This window comes from Enterobacter genomosp. O, from assembly GCF_001022965.1.
GTDB classification, from domain to species: domain Bacteria; phylum Pseudomonadota; class Gammaproteobacteria; order Enterobacterales; family Enterobacteriaceae; genus Enterobacter; species Enterobacter cloacae_L.
On the sequence record NZ_LECZ01000021.1, the window covers coordinates 143,467 to 166,190 of the forward strand.

Sequence of the window (22,724 nt, forward strand, 5' to 3'; positions counted from 1 at the left end):
TCATCTGTTGAGTCGAAAAATCAGGGGATAGTTATACGGGCTGACACGGCAAAATGCCAGCCGGGGAGGGCGCTCTCGGACTATTTTACGTAGACGATCTCATTGACGTACCAGCTGGCTTCACCGGCGGGGGTCTGAACGACGGCCAGGTCGCCCACTTCCTTTTTCAGCAGCGCGCGGGCCATCGGAGAGTCGATAGAGATGTAATCCTTACGGCCAAAAATTTCATCGTAGCCGACAATGCGAAAACGCAGGGTGTCGCCGTTGTCGTTTTCTATCTCAACCCATGCGCCGAAGAACACTTTACCCTCCTGCTGCGGGGAGTAATCGACGATTTTGAGGTTCTCGAGGCACTTCGTCAGATAGCGAACCCGGCGGTCAATTTCGCGCAGCCGCTTTTTGTTGTACTGGTAGTCAGCATTTTCGCTGCGATCGCCCAGGCTTGCCGCCCATGTAACCTTTTTGGTCACTTCAGGACGCTCTTCGCGCCACAGGTAATCCATCTCTTTTTTGAGTTTTTCGTACCCTTCGCGGGTGATCAGGGGCGTTTTCATTAGGTGACCTTCAGACTCGACATCATTGCAAACCTTGCGCACATTACGTATCACATAGCGTAACAGACAGCGTTAATAATGATTTATGTGATGAAATGTGCAGATAAGCTGCTGTTAAATATGCTTTGTAACAATTTCGACTAGAATTTATACCAGAATTAGCTGGTCGAACACGTGCACTTTTTTAGAATACGCTGTTATTAGACTATCCGAACCTTTGGGAGTACACACAATGCAAGAGAACTACAAAATTCTGGTCGTGGATGACGACATGCGCCTCCGTGCGCTGCTGGAGCGTTATCTGACCGAGCAGGGCTTCCAGGTTCGTAGCGTCGCGAACGCTGAGCAGATGGACCGTCTGCTGACCCGTGAATCTTTCCACCTGATGGTTCTCGACCTGATGCTGCCTGGGGAAGACGGGCTCTCTATCTGTCGCCGTCTGCGCAGCCAGAGCAACCCGATGCCGATCATCATGGTGACGGCGAAGGGCGAGGAGGTTGACCGTATCGTGGGCCTCGAAATCGGCGCGGATGACTACATTCCAAAACCGTTTAATCCGCGTGAGCTGCTGGCGCGTATTCGCGCCGTGCTGCGTCGTCAGGCGAACGAACTGCCTGGCGCACCGTCGCAGGAAGAGGCCGTTATCGCATTCGGTAAGTTCAAGCTGAACCTCGGCACGCGTGAGATGTTCCGTGAAGACGAGCCCATGCCGCTCACCAGCGGCGAGTTTGCGGTACTGAAGGCGCTGGTTAGCCACCCGCGTGAACCACTTTCCCGTGACAAGCTGATGAACCTCGCGCGTGGCCGCGAATACTCCGCAATGGAACGCTCCATCGACGTGCAGATCTCCCGTCTGCGCCGCATGGTGGAAGAAGATCCGGCGCATCCTCGTTATATTCAGACCGTTTGGGGTCTGGGCTACGTATTCGTCCCGGACGGCTCTAAAGCATGAGGCGAATGCGCTTCTCGCCGCGAAGCTCGTTTGCCCGCACCCTGTTACTGATCGTCACCTTGCTGTTCGTCAGCCTGGTGACGACCTACCTGGTCGTGTTGAACTTTGCGATTCTGCCGAGCCTCCAGCAGTTTAATAAGGTCCTGGCATATGAAGTCCGTATGCTGATGACCGATAAGCTGCAGCTGGAAGACGGCACGCAGCTGGTTGTACCCCCGGCGTTTCGTCGTGAAATCTACCGTGAGCTCGGCATTTCGCTCTACTCCAATGAAGCGGCAGAAGACGCGGGCCTGCGCTGGGCGCAGCACTACGAATTTCTCAGCCAGCAGATGGCGCAGCAGCTGGGCGGCCCAACGGAAGTGCGCGTTGAGGTAAACAAAAGCTCGCCCGTCGTCTGGCTGAAAACCTGGCTGTCACCCAACATCTGGGTGCGCGTCCCGCTGACCGAGATCCATCAGGGCGATTTCTCGCCGCTGTTCCGCTATACCCTGGCGATTATGCTATTGGCGATAGGCGGTGCCTGGCTGTTTATTCGTATACAGAACCGACCGTTGGTCGACCTGGAGCACGCTGCGCTGCAGGTCGGTAAAGGGATTATTCCTCCTCCGCTGCGCGAGTATGGCGCCTCGGAGGTCCGTTCGGTAACGCGTGCGTTTAACCATATGGCGGCAGGTGTGAAGCAGCTGGCGGATGACCGTACGCTGCTGATGGCGGGGGTTAGCCATGACCTGCGCACGCCGCTCACGCGTATTCGCCTGGCGACGGAGATGATGGGGGAAGAGGACGGTTACCTTGCCGAGTCCATTAACAAGGACATCGAAGAGTGTAACGCCATCATCGAGCAGTTTATTGACTACCTGCGCACCGGGCAGGAGATGCCAATGGAGATGGCCGATCTGAACGCGGTGCTGGGCGAAGTGGTGGCTGCGGAAAGTGGCTATGAGCGTGAAATTGATACTGACCTTCAGGCGGGCGAAATTCAGGTGCGCATGCACCCGCTCTCCATTAAGCGCGCGGTGGCGAATATGGTGGTCAACGCGGCGCGCTACGGTAATGGCTGGATTAAGGTCAGCAGCGGGTCTGAACTCAACCGCGCCTGGTTCCAGGTGGAAGACGATGGTCCCGGCATTAAGCCCGAGCAGCGTAAGCATCTGTTCCAGCCGTTTGTGCGCGGCGACAGCGCGCGCAGCACCAGCGGAACAGGCTTAGGCCTGGCGATTGTGCAGCGCATTGTGGATAACCATAACGGGTTGCTGGAGATTGGTACCAGCGAGCGGGGCGGTTTGAGCATTCGCGCCTGGTTGCCGGTGCCGGTCACGCGGGGGCAGGTGAAAGAGGGTTAATCGGGGTGCGGCCTGATGCCCTCACCCCGGCCCTCTCCCACGGGGAGAGGGTGAAAACATTAAAAAAGGCAACTTTCGTTGCCTTTTTGCTTTTACCTACAGCTTCGGTCCCGCACTCACCAGCGCTTCACCTGCCGGGGTATCGGTGTACTTCTCGAAGTTTTCAATAAACAGCTTCGCCAGCGATTCCGCTTTCTCACGCCACTGCTCCGGCGAGCCGTACGTATTGCGCGGGTCGAGGATATGCGTATCCACGCCCGGCAGCGACGTTGGGATGGCCAGGTCAAACATCGGCAGCGTGAAGGTTTCGGCGTCGTCCAGAGAACCATCCAGAATGGCGTCGATAATGGCGCGGGTATCTTTGATAGAGATACGTTTGCCGGTGCCGTTCCAGCCGGTGTTCACCAGGTACGCCTGCGCGCCGGATGCCTGCATGCGTTTCACCAGCACTTCAGCGTACTGCGTCGGGTGCAGCGACAGGAAGGCCGCGCCGAAGCAGGCGGAGAAGGTCGGAGTTGGCTCCGTCACACCGCGCTCGGTACCGGCCAGCTTCGCGGTGAAGCCGGAGAGGAAGTGGTACTGCGTCTGGCTGGCGGTCAGGCGAGACACCGGAGGCAGCACGCCGAACGCATCTGCCGTCAGGAAAATGACCTTCGTGGCATGGCCCGCTTTTGACACCGGCTTAACGATATTGTCGATGTGGTAGATCGGGTAAGAGACGCGGGTGTTTTCCGTTTTCGACGCATCGTCGAAGTCGATGGAGCCGTCGGCACGCACGGTGACGTTTTCCAGCAGCGCATCGCGACGGATGGCATGGAAGATATCCGGCTCGGCCTCTTCGGACAAACGAATAGTCTTCGCGTAGCAGCCGCCTTCAAAGTTGAATACGCCGTCGTCATCCCAACCGTGTTCGTCATCGCCAATCAGACGACGTTTTGGATCGGTGGACAGCGTAGTTTTCCCGGTGCCGGAAAGGCCAAAGAACACCGCCACGTCGCCTTTTTCCCCGACGTTCGCCGAGCAGTGCATGGAGGCGATGCCCCGCAGCGGCAGCAGGTAGTTCATGACGGAGAACATCCCTTTCTTCATTTCGCCACCGTACCAGGTACCGCCGATCAGCTGGATACGCTCGGTCAGGTTGAAGGCAACAAAGTTTTCGGAGTTCAGACCCTGCTCTTTCCACTGTGGGTTCGTGCATTTCGCGCCATTCATCACGATGAAATCAGGGGTGAAATCCTGCAGTTCTTCGTCGGTTGGACGAATGAACATGTTTTTCACGAAATGCGCCTGCCAGGCCACTTCGGTAATAAAGCGTACGGAAAGACGGGTGTCGGCGTTAGCGCCGCAGAAAGCGTCGACAATGAACAGACGCTTGCCGGAAAGTTGATGGGTGACGAGCCCTTTCAGGTGCTGCCAGGTTTCCGGAGAGAGCGGTTTGTTGTCGTTCTTCCCTTTGCCCTTGTCAGCCCACCACAGCGTATCGCGGGTGGTTTCGTCTCGGACGATATACTTATCTTTCGGCGAACGACCGGTAAAAATACCGGTATCGACGGCGATAGCACCAAGATTCGTCAACACACCGCGCTCGTATCCTTCCAGTGCTGGATTGAGCTCTTCCTGATACAGCGTATCGTAGTCGGGGTTGTAGACGATTTCCTGGACGTCGTGAATACCATAAGCCTTGAGATCTTGCGGGGTTAAACCAGTAACACGCATATCACTGCTCCTTAGCCAATATGTACTGCCTGAAATTGTAGGGTTTTTCTGAGGTTGTTAACCGCGACGGGGCTCATAGATTTACGCATCTGGACAAAACCCTTACTAACGGAAAACGCTGCGACTCCAGTCACAGTGCAGGCGGATTATCGCAGGAATCGCTTTTTGGTTGGGGAAAATGTTCCGAAAAGGTTAAAGGCTGGTGATTTTATCGGAGAGAATGTGAATGTAATCGCATACACGTAAGAAAGTTACGTAAGAGTTACATTATGAAAACGATTCAGCTTTTGGGGGGTTTTTTACCCCTCACCCTAACCCTCTCCCGGAGGGAGAGGGAACTGGATAAGGGTAACGGACAGCGGGGATCAGTGAACCTGCGGATCCGCCGGGGAGGCGTTGTTGCGGATCTCAGCGATATCCATCGAATTGAATACGTAGTGCGTACCGCAGTAGTCACAGTGCATATCAATTTCGCCATCTTCCGCCATGATGCTGTCGATCTCTTCGTCCGGCAGGGTTTTCAGCGCGCCAGCGCAGCGCTCGCGTGAGCAGGTGCACTTAAATTCCACGGACTGCGGGTCGTAGACTGTCACTTCTTCTTCGTGGTACAGACGCCACAGGACGTCGGTTGCCGACAGGTTGAACAACTCTTCCGCTTTGATGGTTTCGGTCAGCGTTGCCAGGTGCTCAAAATCATTGGTCTGTGCATCCTGCGCAGGCAGCACCTGGAGCAGCATGCCGCCCGCAGCAGGCTGGCCGTCCACTTCACCGGTGCGGATAAACAGACGCGTTGGCAGCTGTTCAGAACGCATGAAGTAATCTTCCAGGCAGGCCGCGAGGGTATCGCCTTCCAGACCCACCACGCCCTGATAGCGTTCACCTTCTTCCGGGGAGATAGTGATCACCAGGTAGCCATTACCCACCAGCGTTTTGAGGTCTGCATTTTCAGGCACGTCGCCCTGAACGCGCGCCACGCCGCGCATCTGCTGCTGGTTATTGCCGTTGATTACCGCCAGCGTCATCGGCCCGTCACCCTGCAGCTGCACGGTGATATCACCGGCAAATTTCAGCGTCGCCGTCAGCAGGCTGGTGGCAACCAGCAGTTCGCCCAACAGGGTCTTCACCGGCAGCGGGTAGTTGTGGTTTTCCAGAATCTGTTTCCAGGTTTCGGATACGGTGACCAGCTCGCCGCGCACGGCGAATTGTTCAAACAGATAGCGGTGTAATTGGTCGTGTTGGGCCATAATAGTCTCTCGTGCAGGTGAGGCTTACTCGGTCTCACCGTGTTTAAATTTCATCAGATCGCGGCGCTCTTTTTTATCCGGTCGCCGGTCCGGGTGGGGCATGGTCAGCGCGTTCATTTTGCGCGCCAGCGCGGTTTTCTCGCGCTTTTCAATGCTTTCCGCCGTCTCTTCATACAGCAGTACGGCTTCTGCTGCGGGGCGTCGTTGTTCGGTAATGGCTTTGATCACTACCGTACGCTCATCGTTGCCCTGACGCAGCGTTAAGGTGGCATTCAGCTCAACCAGCTTGCTCGGTTTGCTGCGCTGCCCGTTGTAATGCACTTTACCGCCGTCAACCATCTCGCGGGCAAGGGCGCGAGTTTTATAAAAACGCGCTGCCCACAGCCATTTATCCAGTCTTACCCCGTCAGAGGGTTTTTCTTTCATGGCGTCTCCTTCACGGTTAGTGAGGGGATCATCTGGCGATAGTCGTTCAGTCCCGGATGGCGCAGATAGCTTTTTTCAGCCAGGCCCGAGTCAGGATTGGTAACGCCCAGACAGTAGCGAATGCCAAACTTAGCCGCGGAATCCAGAATGGGTTCACTGTCATCAATGAACAGCGTGCGTTCTGGCTGCAAACCCGTCTCTTCCTTCACCGCATGCCACAAACGCTGATCCTCTTTCGGATAACCAAATGTGTGGGTGGAAAGTAATAAATCAAGGTGCGATGCAAGCCCCGTATGCTCCAGCTTCACCGCCAGGTTATGTGGATGCGCGTTGGTCAGCAAAATGCGGCGCTTGCCGCTCGCTTTCAGCGCATCCAGGAACGGAACCGTATCCTCGCGCAAAACGGCGCGTGGGCCCTGGGCGGTGGTCATGGCGCAAATGTCCAGACCGAGGCGTTCGCTCCAGTAGTCAAGACAGTACCAGTTTAGCGTATGTTGCACGGCGCTATATTGCGAACGAATGAATGCCTGTGCTTCTGCCGGGGAGATACCCTGTTGTTCGCCATAGGTTTCAGGAACCAGCTTTTGCCAGAAGTAGTTATCAAAGGCGAGATCGAGCAGCGTGCCGTCCATATCCAGCAGAACGGTATCAACCTCCTGCCAGGCGATATCAAGATGCATAAGGGGAACTCCAGCCAGAAGAAACGTGCGCGACAGGGTAGCACATCTTGTCGCGCAACGACGTTATCAGATCAGGCTCTCAGAGGAGGGGATCAGCTTCGGATTGAGGCAGTTTTCGTAATACTGCTGGATTTCGGCAAGCCGGGTGCGGGAGCGCTGGTAGCGGCGCAGGGCCATGAAACCATTCCAGAAAATGGCGACAAGCATCGCGATCATCAGCAGTGAGGTGCCGATGTAACGCCACAAACCTGCGCTATCCGGCATCCGGTGCAGGCCGATATGGCGGGTGCCGTTGGCGTCGGTATAAATACTCGTGACAATCCCTTCGGCGCTGAACGGCGTTTGCATCAGCATCTGCGCCAGACGCTGGAATTGATTCCACTGTTCCTGCGCCGGGTAGTCATAAAGCGCTACCTGCGGATAGGGCTGATCGACCAGGTCGCTGCCTTCATCGCTGACAATCACAAACCCGCCCGGTGCCGGGCTGTTCAGCGCCTGAGCCGCACGGGTGGTTTCGCGCATCATGAACGGCGATGTCGAGGTGGCGACCAGGTTATCCAGCGATTCAGCGCTAACCGGGCGCAGCAGCACGTTAACGCCATCCAGGCGTCCCGCTTCGGCGCGCTTTACCAACGAGTCCCAGTCTTTGCTGTTCCCCAGGTTGACCAGCGCATTCTTGAGGCGTATGCACTCATCCTGCGAGGAGCAGAGATCTTCAGTTTTCAGAACGATGTCACCAAAATCATCCAGCAGAACCATGCCTGATTTCTGAATGGCCGAGCGCAGCGCAGGGCTAACGCGCGAATCATCGTCCGGTTTCGGGTGCAGCTGGCGGTTCACCGTCTGGGTAAGAGCCGTGGCTTTGTTCACCACTTCGGATTCCGGCAGCGGCAGCGGCGGTGCGTCGTTCCAGATAATTTGCGAGCAATCGAACGGCATGAACGGTGAGTTCTGGCGCGTGTTCCACGCCCCTGGGGCGTGAATATTACACATGCCGGTTCCCTTCAGGCGCAGCGTGTCCCCCACGCGCACACCGGCTTCATCCAGCTTGTTGACGCTGGTCGCTTCGATGGTTTGCGCCCCTTTGATCCACGACAGCGTGAATTTGATGGGCATATCCAGCGGTACGAAAAGCAGCAGCATGACAAAGACCAGCGCGGCGCCTCCGGCAATGACCGTACTGCGGAGCCAGTGCTGAAGCGGGAAATTTTTCACTTCATCATGCAGGGATAAGAATCGTCCCTGACGCACAACGTGGCGGTCAAGATAGATATCAATATCGGTTTTCTGGCCTAAGTCCTGCGCAATCCACGGCTGCCAGTGGCGCGGGTAGATAAGGTCGATAATACCGAGCGAGATATTGTTGAGATGCTCCTGATCGTTTTCGCCGAACAGGCCCCAGCGCTTTGGCGTCCCGCGCAGGCAGTGGATCTCACGCAGCGAGGTCTTGGCCGGCGGGGCAAAGAGTCCCCAAAGCCCGCCTGCCAGCAGCAGCACCGCACCACCGGCCAGCCAGGGGACAAACACGTCCGGCGTCAGCAGGCAGATAAAAAAGAGCAGGAACGCGGCGACGATCAGAACGGCTTCACGAATGCCGTCCGGGCGGCTCAGGGCGTACTCTTCATACGTCTCCTGGCGAATGTTCAGCAGTTCGATCTGCTCTGTCTCTTCGCCACGAATGGAGGCCTGCGTCGAACTCGCGCGCTCAAGCGCAAAACGCGGGGCTTCCTGAAGGTACTCATTCAGCGTGTGTCCGTTAAGCGAGATCACGAGGGGCAGCGAATCGGTGTGAATCAGCTCAACGCTGTTTTCGTCATTAATGTATTGCTCCCAGGACGGGGGCAGATGCACTTCAACGGAATCGAGGTAATAGCGCCATTTGTTGGGGTCGTCGGTGGTGATGCCGTAGCGCGTGATGGAGCGCGTCACGCAGAGCACGGTATCGCTTTGCGTATTAAGCTTTAGCGCGACAGGCGCAGCGGTGGCTCCCGTCGGCCCAGGGGTTAACTGAGAACGGTTCAGAATTTCGAGATAGTTTTCAACCGCATCACGCTCGTCTTGCGTGAGTTTGCGCGTGGTCGCTCCCGCAAATGCATTTAAAAAGGGCAGACGATAACGGCGCTGTACGCGACGCCTGTACATCCACCCTGCAACCAACGCGCCGGCCAGCATAGCAGCGAGAACAATCAAAATGGTGCTCATGCTTTCCCCATCTTACTTATCTTCTTACAGGTGTAGTCAGTAGCACCTTTCCATTGAACGAGAATCTGTGGTTGGCTATCGGCAAGTATGGAGTCGAACTTGAGCATTCTGAAGCGCATCCCAGTGACCCGTGATGATAGCAAAGCCTGTTATGGCGCGATATCAGCAAATTCCTGGAAACATTTCAACCTCTTGACATTTGTTTTGAATTGAGGATTGATCCCTGCTACGTTGCATAAATGTAAATAAAGAACGATTGACATTGCCGAAACCGTGCGGCATATCGCACAATAACGCCAGTTCTCACTGCTAAGACCCATCACGATGAGCAAACCACTACAAAAACCCACCATTCTGAATGTTGAAACTGTCGCCAAATCGCGCCTGTTTAATGTCGAAAGCGTGGACCTGGAGTTCAGCAACGGTGTGCGTCGCGTTTATGAACGTATGCGCCCCTCTTCGCGCGAAGCGGTGATGATTGTTCCGATTGTCGACGATCATCTGATTTTGATCCGCGAATACGCTGTGGGAACGGAATCTTACGAGCTTGGGTTCTCGAAAGGGCTTATCGACCCGGGCGAAACCGTCTTTGAAGCGGCAAACCGCGAGCTGAAAGAAGAGGTGGGCTTCGGGGCGAACGAGCTTTCGTTCCTGAAAAAACTGAGCATGGCACCGTCCTATTTTTCCAGCAAAATGAATATCGTGGTGGCTGAAGATCTCTACCCTGAATCGCTGGAAGGGGACGAGCCGGAGCCGCTGCCGCAGGTTCGCTGGCCGTTAGCGCATCTGATGGATCTGCTTGAAGACCCAGACTTTAATGAAGCGCGCAACGTGAGCGCGCTGTTCCTGGTCCGGGAGTGGCTGAAGGGTCAAGGGCGGCTGTAGGCCATAAAAAAAGCCGGGTGGCGGCTTCGCCTTACCCGGCCTACAATTCTTTGCCCGGCTTTACCGGGCATTTTTATGCTTAAAACAGCTCGTGCGTTTCGCCGTTATCAATAATCTCTGTACCCACCTCATGCACCGCCTGTGTGGTCGGCTGCGTGCCCTCGATGAAATACTCTTCACGGCTATTGCCGCCGTTGGCGAGCTGGCCCGTGCTGCGGTCGATATTGACCGTCACCACGCCTGGCGGCGGCGTCAGCGGCTGCTCCGGTACGCCTTCAAGAACGGATTTCATGTAGGCATCCCAGGCCGGTTGCGCGCTTTTCGCGCCGCCTTCGTAGCCGGAAATCTGATCTTTAATCGCGCCAGACGCCGTTGTACGGCCTAAATCACGGCGATGATCGTCGAAACCGATCCACACTGACGTTACCACACCCGGACCGTAACCGGAGAACCACGCGTCTTTCGAGCTGTTGGTTGTCCCCGTTTTACCGCCGATATCATGGCGCTGCAAATCACGCCCTGCGCGCCAGCCGGTGCCCTGCCAGCCCGGTTCACCGAAGATGTTGGTGTTCAGCGCGCTCTTAATCAGGAACGACAGCGGCGTGTTGATCACGTGCGGGGCATACTCCGGCACGCCGGTCTGCGCGACCAGCGCCTGGTTCGCCTGTTCCAGCTGCGGCTGCGGTACAACGCCGTTCGGCTGCTCCTGCGATACGGCAGGGTCTTCCATGTCCTTATTCTCAAGCACGTCAGATTTCGGCGTGTTGCCATAAATGACCGGGATATCGCAGTCAGGACAGGCAATTTTCGGCTTCGCCTCGAACAGCACGCCGCCCTGATCGTTCTCAATCTTACTGATGAAGTACGGGTCAATCAGGAAGCCGCCGTTGGCCATTACCGAGTATCCACGCGCGACCTGAAGCGGCGTAAAGGAGGCGGAGCCTAACGCCAGCGATTCGGTACGAACGATGTTCTGCGCCGGGAAGCCGAAGCGCTGCAGATACTCTGCGGCATAGTCGACGCCCATCGCGCGCATGGCACGCACCATCACCACGTTTTTCGACTGTCCCAGGCCCTGACGGAGACGAATGGGGCCGGCATATTCCGCAGGGGAGTTCTTCGGCTGCCAGTCGGAACCCGCACCGGCATCCCAGCGAGAGATAGGCACGTCGTTAAGGATGCTGGCAAGGGTCAGGCCCTTATCCATCGCCGCCGTGTAGAGGAACGGTTTGATATTGGAACCGACCTGACGCAGCGCCTGGGTCGCGCGGTTAAATTTGCTCTGGTTGAAATCGAAGCCACCGACCAGGGCCATTACTGCGCCGTTCTGTGGATTGATAGAGACCAGGGCCGAGTTGACGTCCGGCACCTGTGCCAGCCACCAGGCATCACCGACCTTGCGCACCCAGATTTGTTGCCCGGTTTGTACTGCATCGGTCACTTTACGCGGGGTTGGGCCCTGCAGGGTATCCGAACGGTACGGACGCGCCCAGCGGATACCGTCCATACGCAGGGAGACGGACGTACCGTCCGCGAGCGTCGCCACGGCTTCCTGAGGATCGGCCTGAGTCACCACGGCAGGAAGAAGCGGACCATAGGTTGGCAGCGCTTTCAGCGTACTGGTGATTTTTTTGCTGTCCCACGCGCTTTCGCCCACTTTCCAGAGCACGTTTGACGGACCGCGATAGCCGTGACGCATATCGTAGTCCATCACGTTATTGCGCACCGCTTCCTGAGCCGCCTGCTGTACCTTGCGGGTGACGGTGGTGTAAACGCGGTAGCCATCTTCATAGGCCTTATCGCCATAGCGGTTCACCATCTCCTGGCGAACCATTTCGGTTAGATAAGGGGCTGAGAAGGCAATCTCAGGGGCATGGTAGTTGGCGTCAATGACATCGCTGCGCGCCTGGTCGTACTCGCTCTGGCTGATATAGCCTTCGCTCAGCATACGTGACAGGACGACGTTGCGACGCGCGGTGGCGCGATCGAGCGAGTAGAGCGGGTTAAACGTGGACGGTGCTTTTGGCAGACCGGCAATGGTTGCCATTTCACTTAAGGTGAGTTGCTCAACAGGCTTACCGAAGTACACCTGCGCCGCAGCCCCCACGCCATAGGCACGGTAGCCAAGGTAGATTTTATTGAGGTACAGCTCAAGGATCTCGTCTTTGCTCAGCAGCTGCTCAATACGGATCGCAAGGAACACCTCTTTGATCTTACGGGTCAGCGTCTTTTCAGGGCTGAGGAAGAAGTTACGCGCCAGCTGCTGCGTAATGGTACTCGCCCCCTGAGAGGCATGACCAGAAAACAGCGCAATGCTCGCGGCACGGAAAATCCCCACCGGATCGACACCGTGATGCTCGTAAAAACGGCTATCCTCCGTGGCGATAAAGGCCTTCACCATGACAGGTGGAATTTGGTTTAAGGTCAGCGGGATACGACGCTTCTCGCCGTACTGCGCCATTAACTCGCCATCGGCGCTATAGACCTGCATCGGGATCTGGAGACGCACATCGCGAAGCGTGGCGACATCAGGCAGCTGTGGCTCAATATATTTGTATAAACCGTAAATCGAGCCTGCTCCCAGCAGAATGCAACAGACTGCAAGGATGAATAAATACTTTACGAACTTCACCGGAGATTTCCCATTTGGTTTCACTTGGGCAGTTTCTAAACAATCGCGCGGTAGTATAAAGGCAAGCCTGATGCATTGATATAGCCGTCAAGGTGACGGGCGATAAGGAGATCGTGAAGCATGGCTTTCAAAACATGGCAAACGGGCGTTCATATTCAACAGGATAGGGTGCTGATCGTCGCGTTGGTCCGGGAGAAGTCGGGCTGGTGTTTGCGCCGCTGGTGGGCAATCCCTCTGGCCGAAGGCATCATTCGTGACGGCAAGATTTGTCAGCCAGAACAGCTGGTTGATGCGTTGCGCGACTGGCGGAAAACGTTGCCGCACTCTCACAGGGTGTTTCTCTCTTTCCCGGCCGCGCGCACCCTGCAAAGGTCGCTTCCCCGCCCGGCCATTGCGCTGCGCGACAGCGAGCAGCTCTCATGGCTTGGCGCGGCACTCTCGCGCGAGTTAGAGGTCTCTGCAGAGACGCTCCGTTTCGATTACGCGCAGGACACCTTCAGCAATACCTTTCACGTCACTGCGGCACAAAATAACGAGGTCGAAACGCTTCTGACGCTGGCGAAAACGCTGCGTTTGCGGCTGGTGACCATTACCCCGGACGCCAGCGCGCTGAAGAATCTTCTTCCTGCCGTGGCGCCGGCGCAGTGCGTCGCCTGGCGGGACGAGCGGCAGTGGCTCTGGGCAATGCGCCACCAGTGGGGCCGCCGCGTTGCCGCAGAAGCCGAAAACGTGGCTGAGCTGTCGGCGCTGCTGGCCCTTGGTCCGGATGACATCGCGCTGTTTGATAGCCGACGTGACCCGTGGGAAACCCTGAAAGGCTGCCATGCCCCGTTACCGGAATGCGGTGCTGATTATACCGTTGCGCTGGCGCTGGCCATGAGTCAGGTGCCCGAATGAGCATCACGAACTTTCTGCCGTGGCGACAGCAGCGGCGCGCGCGATGCCTGCGTTTCTGGGGCGCGATGTTTTTCGGCACAGCGCTGGTGATGCTCATGGTCATTTTTTGTCTGCGGATGACCCATCTCATGCGGCTGCATGCCCTGCAAACGGATCTGGCGGGAACACAATCCGTGCAGCACGTGCTGGCCTCTCGCCAGAGGCTTGCTGCACAAACGCAGATGCCTGCGCGTCAGCAACGCCAGTGGCAACCAGTGATGGAGTCACTTTCCCGCGCCATACCTGCACAGGTCTGGCTGACGGAACTGCGCTATCAGCCACCTACGCTGATGTTGACCGGATATGCCACAACTCTGCCAGCCCTGTCTGCCCTGCGTGATGCGCTTGGACACATTGCCGGTTTTACCCCCGGGACGGAGGGTGAGCTTCGGCAAGATAATCAGGGGCGCTGGATGTTTACTTTTCATCTTAAAAGCGAGGGATAACGCGTGAATACCCTGTTGGAACGCTGGTGCGAGAGTCGTTCCTGGATTCGGGTGCTCTGCTGGTGTCTGGGGAGTCTCCTGGCAGGACTGGCTGCGTGGAGCACCTTGCTCAGACCGGTAGACAGACAGTGTGCTGAACGACAACGCCAGCTGATCCAGGACGTAAGGGCTAACGCGGCGTTATGGCCTGCGGTCAGAACGATACCGCCTCACCCGGAAACGACGGAAGTACGGGAGTTGACGCCGTTTTCACCGCTCGATTTTCAGGACGATGGCACGAAGCTGGTTCACTGGAAGCCGCTGCAGACCGGAGGAGAACTGGCGCTGGAGGTTGAGTGGCCGGCGATCCCGGGGCTTTTTTCCCGGCTGGCGCAGCGGGATGTGCAGGTCGCGGCTTTCGCTGTTTCGTCAGAAGGTAAGGTGTTACGCCTGCGGCTGGAGCTGAATCATGCGAAATAGCGCGCGATATTTGCTGGTTTGCTCAGTGTTGCTCTTAACAGGCATGCGCGATCCGTTTCGCCCGCCGGACGATCCTTGCGCCATTGGTGAACTGGCGCAATGGCACTATCGCGGCATGGTGGGAGGACGTCAGGCTATCGGCATCTTACAGGATGGACAAAAGCGCTGGTACCGGCTGAAAACGCATGAACGCTTCCCGGCGGGCTGGCAGATAACAGCCATCAATGAATATGAGCTGGTTGTTGATGTGGGTGATACCTGTGAACCCGTCCAATGGACGTGGCAACGAGAAGGAACGGATAAGAATGAACTTACGGATAATGCTGTTGCTGCTGGCGTTCAGCCATCCGCTGTGGGCCGCCGCGCCAAAGCCGGTCACGCTGGTGGTGGATGACGTCCCTGTGGTCCAGGTGCTGCAGGCGCTGGTCGCACAGGAGAGCCGCAATCTGGTGGTATCGCCTGATGTCAGCGGCACGCTTTCGCTCAACCTGACGCGCGTCCCCTGGCGGCAAGCGCTACAGACGGTTGTCTCTAGCGCCGGGCTCGTTTTGCGAGAGGAAGGGGGTATTTTTTATGTTCATACCGCGGCGTGGCAGCGTGAACAGCAGGAACGTTCTGAGCAGGAGCGGACGCGTCGACAGCTTGATGCACCGCTGGTCTCACAGAACATCTCTTTTTCCTATGCCGATGCTGCAGATCTGCAAAAAGCCGCAGAAAAACTCCTGAGCCCAAAGGGGAGCTTATCCGTCGACAAACGTACCAACCGCCTGCTGATTCGGGATAACCAGACGGTGGTGGATACGCTCCAGCGCTGGGCCGCTCAGATGGATATTCCCGTCGAGCAGGTAGAGCTGGCTGCGCACATTGTGACCATTACTGAAAAAAGCCTGCGCGAGCTGGGAGTGAAGTGGAATCTCGCCGACGCCACCGACGCGGGCAAGGTCGGACAGCTCACGACGCTTGGCGGCGATCTTTCCGTGGCTGGCGCCACCAGCCACGTGGGTTTTAATATCGGGCGAATCAACGGTCGGCTGCTGGATCTGGAGCTGTCTGCGCTGGAGCAAAAACAGCAGGTCGATATCATCGCCAACCCGCGGCTGCTGGCCTCGCATATGCAACCGGCCAGTATCAAGCAGGGCAGTGAAATCCCGTATCAGGTCTCAAGCGGTGAAAGCGGCGCGACCTCCGTTGAGTTCAAAGAGGCGGTATTGGGGATGGAGGTGACACCGGTGGTATTGCCGGGGGGACGCGTGCGCCTGAAATTACACATCAGCGAAAATATGCCAGGACAGGTGCTACAGCAGGCTGACGGTGAAACGCTGGCTATCGACAAACAGGAGATAGAAACGCAGGTTGAGGTAAAAAGTGGAGAAACGCTGGCGCTGGGGGGAATTTTTTCCCAGAAGAACAAAACCGGCAATGACAGCGTACCGGGGCTGGGTAGCATTCCCTGGATTGGGGCGCTTTTTCGCCATGACGGGAAAGATAACGAACGACGTGAGTTAGTGGTGTTTATTACACCACGTCTGGTCGCTATTCACTGACGGGTGACGATCTCCGCAATGATTTTGCATTCAGTTTGTTGCAGAAGTTTGACGTGGGGCATGAATTAGCATACAAGGAGTACCGATTTGAGTTGGACTTACGTCTTATTACCTTATGCGCCCGGCGCGGTGATTTAATCAGTTGCCAAACAAGCCGGAGTATTGAGATAATTTTTAGTCTGACTCTCGCTCTATTGCATATGAGGTTTCAGTTCATGTCCTGCTACGCTGGGTGTCTGCGAAGCGGGGATTACCATTAACGAATAGTCTTAGTAGTACCGATAAAATGGCAGAGAAACGCAATATCTTTCTGGTTGGGCCTATGGGTGCCGGCAAAAGCACTATTGGGCGTCAGTTAGCTCAACAACTCAATATGGAATTTTACGATTCTGATCAAGAGATTGAGAAACGAACCGGAGCTGATGTGGGCTGGGTTTTCGACGTAGAAGGCGAAGAAGGTTTCCGTGACCGAGAAGAAAAAGTGATCAACGAACTCACGGAAAAACAGGGCATCGTTCTGGCAACAGGCGGCGGCTCTGTGAAATCTCGCGAAACCCGCAACCGTCTCTCCGCCCGTGGCGTAGTGGTCTATCTTGAGACGACCATTGAGAAACAGCTGGCACGTACGCAGCGCGATAAAAAGCGCCCGTTGCTGCAGGTTGAAACGCCACCACGCGAAGTTCTGGAAGCGTTGGCCGATGAACGCAATCCGCTGTATGAAGAGATTGCCGATGTGACCATTCGTACTGACGATCAGAGCGCTAAAGTGGTTGCAAACCAGATTATTCATATGCTGGAAAGCAACTGATTCTGGCTTTATATACACTCGCCTGCGGGTAAAGCATTAAAGGTGGATGTCGCGTCATGGAGAGGATTACAGTTACTCTCGGGGAACGTAGTTACCCTATCACCATCGCGGCTGGTTTGTTTAACGATCCAGCTTCCTTTTTACCACTGAAAGCGGGTGATCAGGCGATGCTGGTCACCAATGAGACGCTGGCTCCGCTTTATCTCGACCGTGTACGCCACCTGCTTGAGCAGGCGGGCGTTAAAGTCGACAGTGTGATTCTCCCCGATGGCGAGCAGTATAAAAGCCTGACGGTACTGGATACCGTCTTTACCGCATTGCTGCAAAAACCGCACGGTCGCGATACAACACTGCTTGCCTTGGGCGGCGGTGTTGTGGGCGATCTGACCGGCTTTGCGGCCGCAAGCTATCAACGTGGTGTCCGCTTTATTCAAATCCCGACCACGTTACTGTCTCAGGTCGACTCCTCTGTGGGTGGCAAAACGGCAGTCAACCATCCGCTCGGTAAAAACATGATTGGCGCGTTCTACCAGCCCGCATCGGTGGTGGTGGATCTCGACTGTCTGAAAACCCTGCCGAAGCGCGAGCTGGCTTCTGGCCTGGCGGAAGTGATCAAATACGGCATTATTCTGGATGGCGAGTTCTTTAACTGGCTTGAAGAGAATATGGATGCGTTGTTGCGCCTGGATGAGGCTAAACTGGCATACTGCATTCGTCGTTGTTGTGAACTGAAAGCAGAAGTTGTCGCGGCAGACGAGCGTGAAACGGGCTTACGTGCTTTACTGAATCTTGGGCATACGTTTGGTCACGCGATTGAAGCCGAAATGGGTTACGGTAACTGGCTGCACGGTGAAGCCGTTGCGGCCGGAATGGTAATGGCTGCCCGCACCTCTGAACGTCTTGGACAGTTCAAGGCGGAAGAGACGGCACGCATCATTGCGCTGCTTGAGCGTGCAGGTTTGCCGGTAACCGGGCCGCAGGAGATGTCGGCGCAAGCGTATTTACCCCACATGATGCGCGATAAAAAAGTATTGGCAGGTGAGATGCGTCTTGTACTCCCGCTTGCAATAGGGAAGAGTGAAGTGCGCGGCGGAGTGCCGCACGATGTCGTTCTTGGCGCTATCGCTGATTGTCAGCAGGCGTAACAACTAGAAAGGTCAGGCCACTGTTGCAGGTGGTCGTTTAGCTTCAGGTGAAATGCAAAGTCGTTGGCATAAGCCTTTGAGTGGGGTGTTAAATGGATGAATTCAAACCAGAAGACGAGCTGAAACCCGATCCCAGCGATCGTCGTACTGGTCGTTCTCGTCAATCTTCAGAACGTGATAACGAGCCGCAGATCAACTTTGACGATGTTGATCTGGATGCAGACGATCGTCGCCCTTCGCGCAGCCGCAACGCGCACGAGGAGCGAGAAGAAGAGGATTATGAGTCCGAAGAAGATTCAATGGACGAACAGCCTGTAGAGCGTCGCCCGCGTAAACGTAAAAAAGCCGCTGCGCCAAAACCGGCTTCCCGCCAGTACATCATGATGGGCCTTGGCGTTTTGGTGCTTGTGCTGCTGATTGTCGGCATTGGCTCCGCGCTAAAAGCACCGTCAACGAACTCAACCGAGCAAACCGCTTCCGCCGAGAAGAGCATTAACCTTTCCGGTAACGATGCGTCCAATCAGGCGAATGGTGCGCAGCCTGCACCGGGTGCCACTTCCGCAGAGCGGACCGCTGGTAACACAACAACGCCGCAGGATGTTTCTCTGCCGCCCGTTTCCTCTACCCCTGCTCAGGGCCAGGCACCTGCTACGCCTGAAGGCCAGCAGCGCGTAGAAGTTCAGGGAGACCTGAACAATGCGCTGACGCAGCCGCAGAATCAGCAGCAGGTTGATAACGTCGTGGTTAACTCTACGCTGCCAACTGAACCTGCAACCGTTGCCCCGATTCGCGGTGGTAACGCTCAGCCGCAAACGGCCGCGACGGAAACCAAACCGCGCCAGACGCAGACTGCAACACGTCCTGAACGTAAGCAGGCTGTGATTGAGCCTAAGCGTGAAGCCAAACCTCAGGCAGTGGTAAAAGCGCCTGAAGTGAAAGCCGTACCGGCCCAGCCGAAACACACTGAAACGGCTGCGGTGAGCGAGCCTGCTAAAGCACCAGTCACGCAGACTGCACCGAAAGCAACGGCAACCACCACAGCACCGGCTGCCACAGCTGCGCCTGCCGCAACGGCAACAGCATCCAGCAGCGCGGCAGGTAAAACTGCAGGTAACGTCGGTTCGCTGAAGTCTGCGCCATCCAGCAACTACACGCTGCAGCTGAGCAGTTCGTCTAACTATGACAATCTCAACGGTTGGGCGAAGAAATCCAATCTGAAAAACTATGTTGTTTATCAGACGACCCGTAACGGTCAGCCGTGGTATGTGCTGGTCAGCGGTGTGTATGCTTCAAAAGACGAAGCAAAACGTGCCGTGGCGACGCTGCCTGCTGATGTTCAGGCGAAAAACCCGTGGGCGAAGCCGATTCATCAGGTTCAGGCCGATCTGAAGTAATGTTTAAAGCGCAGGATGCTGTCGGAGCTTTCTCCACAGCCGGAGAAGGTGTAATCAGTTAGTCAGCATGAAAAAAAATCGCGCTTTTCTGAAATGGGCAGGGGGGAAATACCCCCTGCTCGATGATATTAAAAAGCACCTGCCGAAAGGCGAGTGTCTTATCGAGCCTTTCGTGGGTGCGGGATCGGTGTTCCTGAACACCGATTTTTCTCGTTATATCCTGGCGGATATCAACAGCGACCTTATCAGCCTCTATAACATCGTTAAGCATCGTACCGATGAGTATGTCGCAGAGGCGCGTGCACTGTTTACGCCTGAGAACAATAACCCGGACGTTTACTACCAGTTCCGTGCGGAGTTTAACCAGAGTCAGGATCCGTTCCGCAGGGCGCTGCTGTTCCTCTACCTCAACCGTCATGGTTACAACGGCCTGTGCCGTTATAATCTTCGAGGGGAATTTAACGTGCCGTTTGGCCGCTATAAGCGTCCCTATTTTCCGCAGGACGAGCTGTATCACTTTGCCGAAAAAGCACAGCATGCCGAGTTTCACTGCCTCTCGTATGAAGAGTGTATGGAGCTGGCAGGCGTAAACTCGGTGGTTTACTGCGATCCCCCTTACGCGCCGCTGTCGGCGACGGCGAACTTCACCGCCTATCACACCAACAGCTTCAGCCCGGCCGAACAGGCCCGTCTGGCGGAGATGGCGGAAAAGCTGGTCAGCAAAAGAATTCCGGTGTTAATTTCAAATCACGATACCCCTGATACGCGCGAATGGTACAAAGCCGCGAAGCATTTTCAGGTTAAAGTGCGGCGTAGCATTAGCAGCAACGGCGGCACACGTAAAAAGGTGGACGAACTCCTGGCTCTTTATCGCCCCTGAGCCGTTTTGCCCGCCGGTAAACACATTTCAAGGAGATGCGGATGAAACAGTTTTTGATTGCTCCCTCAATTCTGTCGGCCGATTTTGCCCGCCTGGGTGAAGATACCGCTAAAGCTCTCGCGGCTGGCGCAGATGTCGTCCATTTCGACGTTATGGATAACCACTACGTCCCCAATCTGACCATTGGTCCAATGGTGCTTAAGGCGCTGCGCAACTACGGCATTACCGCCCCGATTGACGTCCATCTGATGGTGAAACCTGTCGACCGTATCGTGCCGGATTTCGCCGCGGCGGGCGCCAGCATCATCACCTTCCATCCGGAAGCTTCTGAACATGTGGATCGCACCCTGCAGCTGATCAAAGAGAACGGCTGCAAGGCGGGTCTGGTGTTTAACCCGGCCACGCCGCTGAGCTATCTCGACTATGTGATGGATAAGCTGGACGTCATTTTGCTGATGTCCGTTAACCCTGGCTTTGGCGGTCAGTCGTTCATTCCCCACACGCTGGACAAGCTGCGTGAAGTACGCCGTCGCATTGATGAGTCAGGTTACGATATTCGCCTGGAAGTAGACGGCGGTGTGAAAGTGAATAACATTGGTGAAATTGCGGCAGCGGGCGCGGATATGTTCGTTGCAGGTTCAGCGATTTTCGACCAACCGGATTACAAAAAAGTCATTGATGAAATGCGCCGCGAGCTGGCGAAGGTAAGTCATGGATAAGTTGCAGGCAATTCGGGGTGTGGCATTCGACCTCGACGGCACGCTGGTTGACAGCGCGCCGGGCTTAACGAGTGCCGTCGACCAGGCGCTGTATGCCCTTGAGCTGCCCGTTGCGGGCGAAGAGCGTGTCGTCACGTGGATTGGCAACGGCGCCGATGTGCTGATGGAGCGCGCGTTGACGTGGGCGCGGCAGGAGCGCGCGTCGCAGCGTTCCGCGCAGGGTAAACCGAGCGTTGATGGTGCCGATATCCCGCAGGAAGAGCAGCTGCGCATTCTGCGCAAACTGTTCGATCGTTTCTATGAAGAGACCGTCGAGGAGGGCAGTTTCCTCTTCCCGGACGTTACGGAAACGCTGAGCGCGCTGCACGCGAAGGGTATTCCGCTGGGGCTGGTGACCAACAAACCAACGCCGTTTGTGGCACCGCTGCTTGAAGCGCTGGATATCGCGAAGTACTTCTCCGTGATTGTGGGCGGCGACGATGTGCAAAACAAAAAGCCGCATCCGGAACCGCTGCTGCTGGTGGCAGGAAAATTATCCTTAACACCTGCTGAGCTGCTCTTTGTCGGTGATTCGCGCAATGATATTCTGGCTGCCCGAGCGGCTGGGTGTCCTTCCGTCGGATTAACCTATGGCTATAACTACGGTGAGGCCATCACGCTAAGTGAGCCGGATGTTGTGTTCGACCACTTCAAAGATTTGTTGCCCGCACTCGGGCTTTCGCACAGTGAACATCAGGAATTGAATAATGACTAAGCCCATCGTTTTTAGTGGCGCACAGCCTTCAGGTGAATTGACCATTGGTAACTACATGGGTGCGTTACGTCAGTGGGTCAGCATGCAGGACGACTACCATTGCATTTACTGCATCGTGGACCTTCATGCGATTACCGCCCGTCAGGATCCTGAGAAGCTGCGTAAAGCCACGCTGGACACCCTCGCACTGTATCTGGCCTGTGGGATTGATCCTGAGAAGAGCACCATTTTTGTTCAGTCCCATGTGCCAGAGCATGCACAGCTGGGCTGGGCGCTGAACTGCTACACCTATTTCGGTGAGCTGAGCCGCATGACCCAGTTCAAGGATAAATCCGCGCGCTACTCTGAAAACATCAACGCCGGTCTGTTTGACTATCCGGTGCTGATGGCGGCAGACATCCTGCTGTACCAGACTAACCAGGTGCCGGTTGGCGAAGACCAGAAGCAGCATCTCGAGCTGAGCCGCGATATTGCCCAGCGCTTCAACGCGATCTACGGTGATGTGTTTAAAGTGCCAGAGCCGTTTATTCCGAAATCCGGCGCGCGCGTGATGTCGCTGCTGGAGCCAACCAAGAAGATGTCCAAGTCTGACGATAACCGCAACAACGTTATCGGCCTGCTGGAAGACCCGAAATCGGTGGTCAAAAAGCTCAAGCGCGCGGTGACCGACTCCGACGAGCCGCCTGTGGTGCGCTACGACGTGCAGAATAAAGCGGGCGTCTCCAACCTGCTGGATATCCTCTCCGGTGTCACCGGCCAGAGCATTCCTGAGCTGGAGCAGCACTTCGAAGGCAAAATGTACGGTCACCTGAAAGGTGAAGTGGCAGACGCCGTTTCCGGCATGCTGACCGAGCTTCAGGAGCGCTATAACCGCTATCGCAACGACGAAGCTTTCCTGCAGAAAGTGATGAAAGAGGGCGCGGAAAAAGCCAGCGCGCGCGCGTCCGAAACCCTGAAAGCGGTGTACGAAGCGATTGGGTTTGTCGCGAAACCATAGGTAAAAGC

22 protein-coding genes are annotated in these 22,724 nt (G+C 56.1%); 15 read left to right on the forward strand and 7 right to left on the reverse strand.

Translation table 11 applies throughout. The features are described from left to right. Positions 1–80 precede the first annotated feature (80 nt). Entirely contained in the window at positions 81–554 is a 474-nt protein-coding gene (gene greB / locus ABR39_RS03150) for a transcription elongation factor GreB (protein ID WP_003861614.1), read from the reverse strand. A gap of 232 nt (positions 555–786) precedes the next feature. On the opposite strand from greB, the gene ompR reads away from it, so the two are divergent. Both ompR and envZ read left to right on the forward strand, forming a co-directional pair. Next, a complete protein-coding gene (gene ompR, locus ABR39_RS03155) occupies positions 787–1,506 on the forward strand; it encodes an osmolarity response regulator transcription factor OmpR (protein ID WP_001157751.1) in 720 nt (239 codons plus the stop codon). Then, on the forward strand, positions 1,503–2,849 hold the full coding sequence (gene envZ / locus ABR39_RS03160; protein WP_029882169.1) for a two-component system sensor histidine kinase EnvZ: 1,347 nt from the start codon (positions 1,503–1,505) through the stop codon (positions 2,847–2,849). Before ompR ends, envZ begins: the two co-directional genes overlap by 4 nt. A 96-nt stretch (positions 2,850–2,945) precedes the next feature. On the opposite strand, the gene pckA is transcribed toward envZ, so the two are convergent. The 5 genes from pckA to ABR39_RS03185 form a co-directional block, all read right to left on the reverse strand. Next, the gene (pckA, locus tag ABR39_RS03165) at positions 2,946–4,565 is read right to left on the reverse strand and encodes a phosphoenolpyruvate carboxykinase (ATP) (protein WP_047345740.1); all 1,620 of its coding nucleotides are present in this window, start codon (positions 4,563–4,565) and stop codon (positions 2,946–2,948) included. A gap of 365 nt (positions 4,566–4,930) precedes the next feature. After that, on the reverse strand, positions 4,931–5,809 hold the full coding sequence (gene hslO, locus ABR39_RS03170; RefSeq protein WP_023309492.1) for an Hsp33 family molecular chaperone HslO: 879 nt from the start codon (positions 5,807–5,809) through the stop codon (positions 4,931–4,933). Positions 5,810–5,833: 24 nt separating this feature from the next. Next, on the reverse strand, positions 5,834–6,235 hold the full coding sequence (gene hslR, locus ABR39_RS03175; RefSeq protein ID WP_047345741.1) for a ribosome-associated heat shock protein Hsp15: 402 nt from the start codon (positions 6,233–6,235) through the stop codon (positions 5,834–5,836). Beyond that, the gene (gene yrfG, locus ABR39_RS03180; RefSeq protein WP_047345742.1) at positions 6,232–6,915 is read right to left on the reverse strand and encodes a GMP/IMP nucleotidase; all 684 of its coding nucleotides are present in this window, start codon (positions 6,913–6,915) and stop codon (positions 6,232–6,234) included. Before yrfG ends, hslR begins: the two co-directional genes overlap by 4 nt. Positions 6,916–6,981: 66 nt before the next feature. Next, positions 6,982–9,117, reverse strand: a complete 2,136-nt coding sequence (locus tag ABR39_RS03185; protein ID WP_047345743.1) for an intracellular growth attenuator family protein — start codon at positions 9,115–9,117, stop codon at positions 6,982–6,984. Positions 9,118–9,441: 324 nt separating this feature from the next. On the opposite strand from ABR39_RS03185, the gene nudE reads away from it, so the two are divergent. After that, entirely contained in the window at positions 9,442–10,002 is a 561-nt protein-coding gene (gene nudE, locus ABR39_RS03195; RefSeq protein ID WP_008503041.1) for an ADP compounds hydrolase NudE, read from the forward strand. 79 nt (positions 10,003–10,081) lie between these two features. Here the strand turns inward: nudE and mrcA are convergent, their stop codons facing one another. Continuing rightward, positions 10,082–12,634 carry a peptidoglycan glycosyltransferase/peptidoglycan DD-transpeptidase MrcA gene (mrcA, locus tag ABR39_RS03200; protein WP_047345744.1) on the reverse strand — a complete coding sequence of 851 codons (2,553 nt, stop codon included), beginning with the start codon at positions 12,632–12,634 and terminating at the stop codon, positions 10,082–10,084. Between the two features lie 120 nt (positions 12,635–12,754). On the opposite strand from mrcA, the gene ABR39_RS03205 reads away from it, so the two are divergent. The 12 genes from ABR39_RS03205 to trpS all read left to right on the forward strand — a co-directional run bounded on the left by ABR39_RS03205 (position 12,755) and on the right by trpS (position 22,716). Next, the gene (locus ABR39_RS03205; RefSeq protein WP_047345745.1) at positions 12,755–13,531 is read left to right on the forward strand and encodes a hypothetical protein; all 777 of its coding nucleotides are present in this window, start codon (positions 12,755–12,757) and stop codon (positions 13,529–13,531) included. Beyond that, positions 13,528–14,016, forward strand: coding sequence for a PilN domain-containing protein (locus ABR39_RS03210; RefSeq protein WP_047345746.1), 489 nt, complete (start codon positions 13,528–13,530; stop codon positions 14,014–14,016). The genes ABR39_RS03205 and ABR39_RS03210 overlap by 4 nt, the downstream gene beginning before the upstream one ends. A gap of 3 nt (positions 14,017–14,019) precedes the next feature. After that, positions 14,020–14,475 (forward strand): hypothetical protein, encoded by a 456-nt coding sequence (locus tag ABR39_RS03215; RefSeq protein WP_047345747.1) that lies wholly within the window; start codon positions 14,020–14,022, stop codon positions 14,473–14,475. After that, the gene (locus ABR39_RS24070) at positions 14,465–14,869 is read left to right on the forward strand and encodes a HofP DNA utilization family protein (protein ID WP_048339016.1); all 405 of its coding nucleotides are present in this window, start codon (positions 14,465–14,467) and stop codon (positions 14,867–14,869) included. Before ABR39_RS03215 ends, ABR39_RS24070 begins: the two co-directional genes overlap by 11 nt. Beyond that, positions 14,796–16,019 carry a DNA uptake porin HofQ gene (gene hofQ, locus ABR39_RS03220; protein ID WP_430748964.1) on the forward strand — a complete coding sequence of 408 codons (1,224 nt, stop codon included), beginning with the start codon at positions 14,796–14,798 and terminating at the stop codon, positions 16,017–16,019. The genes ABR39_RS24070 and hofQ overlap by 74 nt, the downstream gene beginning before the upstream one ends. A gap of 286 nt (positions 16,020–16,305) precedes the next feature. Next, entirely contained in the window at positions 16,306–16,827 is a 522-nt protein-coding gene (gene aroK / locus ABR39_RS03225; RefSeq protein ID WP_003861630.1) for a shikimate kinase AroK, read from the forward strand. Between the two features lie 56 nt (positions 16,828–16,883). Continuing rightward, on the forward strand, positions 16,884–17,972 hold the full coding sequence (aroB, locus tag ABR39_RS03230; RefSeq protein WP_047345749.1) for a 3-dehydroquinate synthase: 1,089 nt from the start codon (positions 16,884–16,886) through the stop codon (positions 17,970–17,972). A 92-nt stretch (positions 17,973–18,064) separates the two neighbouring features. Continuing rightward, positions 18,065–19,366: a cell division protein DamX gene (gene damX / locus ABR39_RS03235; protein WP_047345750.1), complete on the forward strand. Its 1,302-nt coding sequence runs from the start codon at positions 18,065–18,067 to the stop codon at positions 19,364–19,366. A 67-nt stretch (positions 19,367–19,433) separates the two neighbouring features. Beyond that, positions 19,434–20,246 (forward strand): adenine-specific DNA-methyltransferase, encoded by an 813-nt coding sequence (gene dam, locus ABR39_RS03240; RefSeq protein WP_047345751.1) that lies wholly within the window; start codon positions 19,434–19,436, stop codon positions 20,244–20,246. Positions 20,247–20,287: 41 nt separating this feature from the next. Next, on the forward strand, positions 20,288–20,965 hold the full coding sequence (gene rpe, locus ABR39_RS03245; RefSeq protein WP_024907923.1) for a ribulose-phosphate 3-epimerase: 678 nt from the start codon (positions 20,288–20,290) through the stop codon (positions 20,963–20,965). Beyond that, positions 20,958–21,719, forward strand: a complete 762-nt coding sequence (gph, locus tag ABR39_RS03250; RefSeq protein WP_047345752.1) for a phosphoglycolate phosphatase — start codon at positions 20,958–20,960, stop codon at positions 21,717–21,719. The genes rpe and gph overlap by 8 nt, the downstream gene beginning before the upstream one ends. Continuing rightward, entirely contained in the window at positions 21,712–22,716 is a 1,005-nt protein-coding gene (trpS, locus tag ABR39_RS03255; RefSeq protein ID WP_047345753.1) for a tryptophan--tRNA ligase, read from the forward strand. The genes gph and trpS overlap by 8 nt, the downstream gene beginning before the upstream one ends. Positions 22,717–22,724 lie beyond the last annotated feature (8 nt).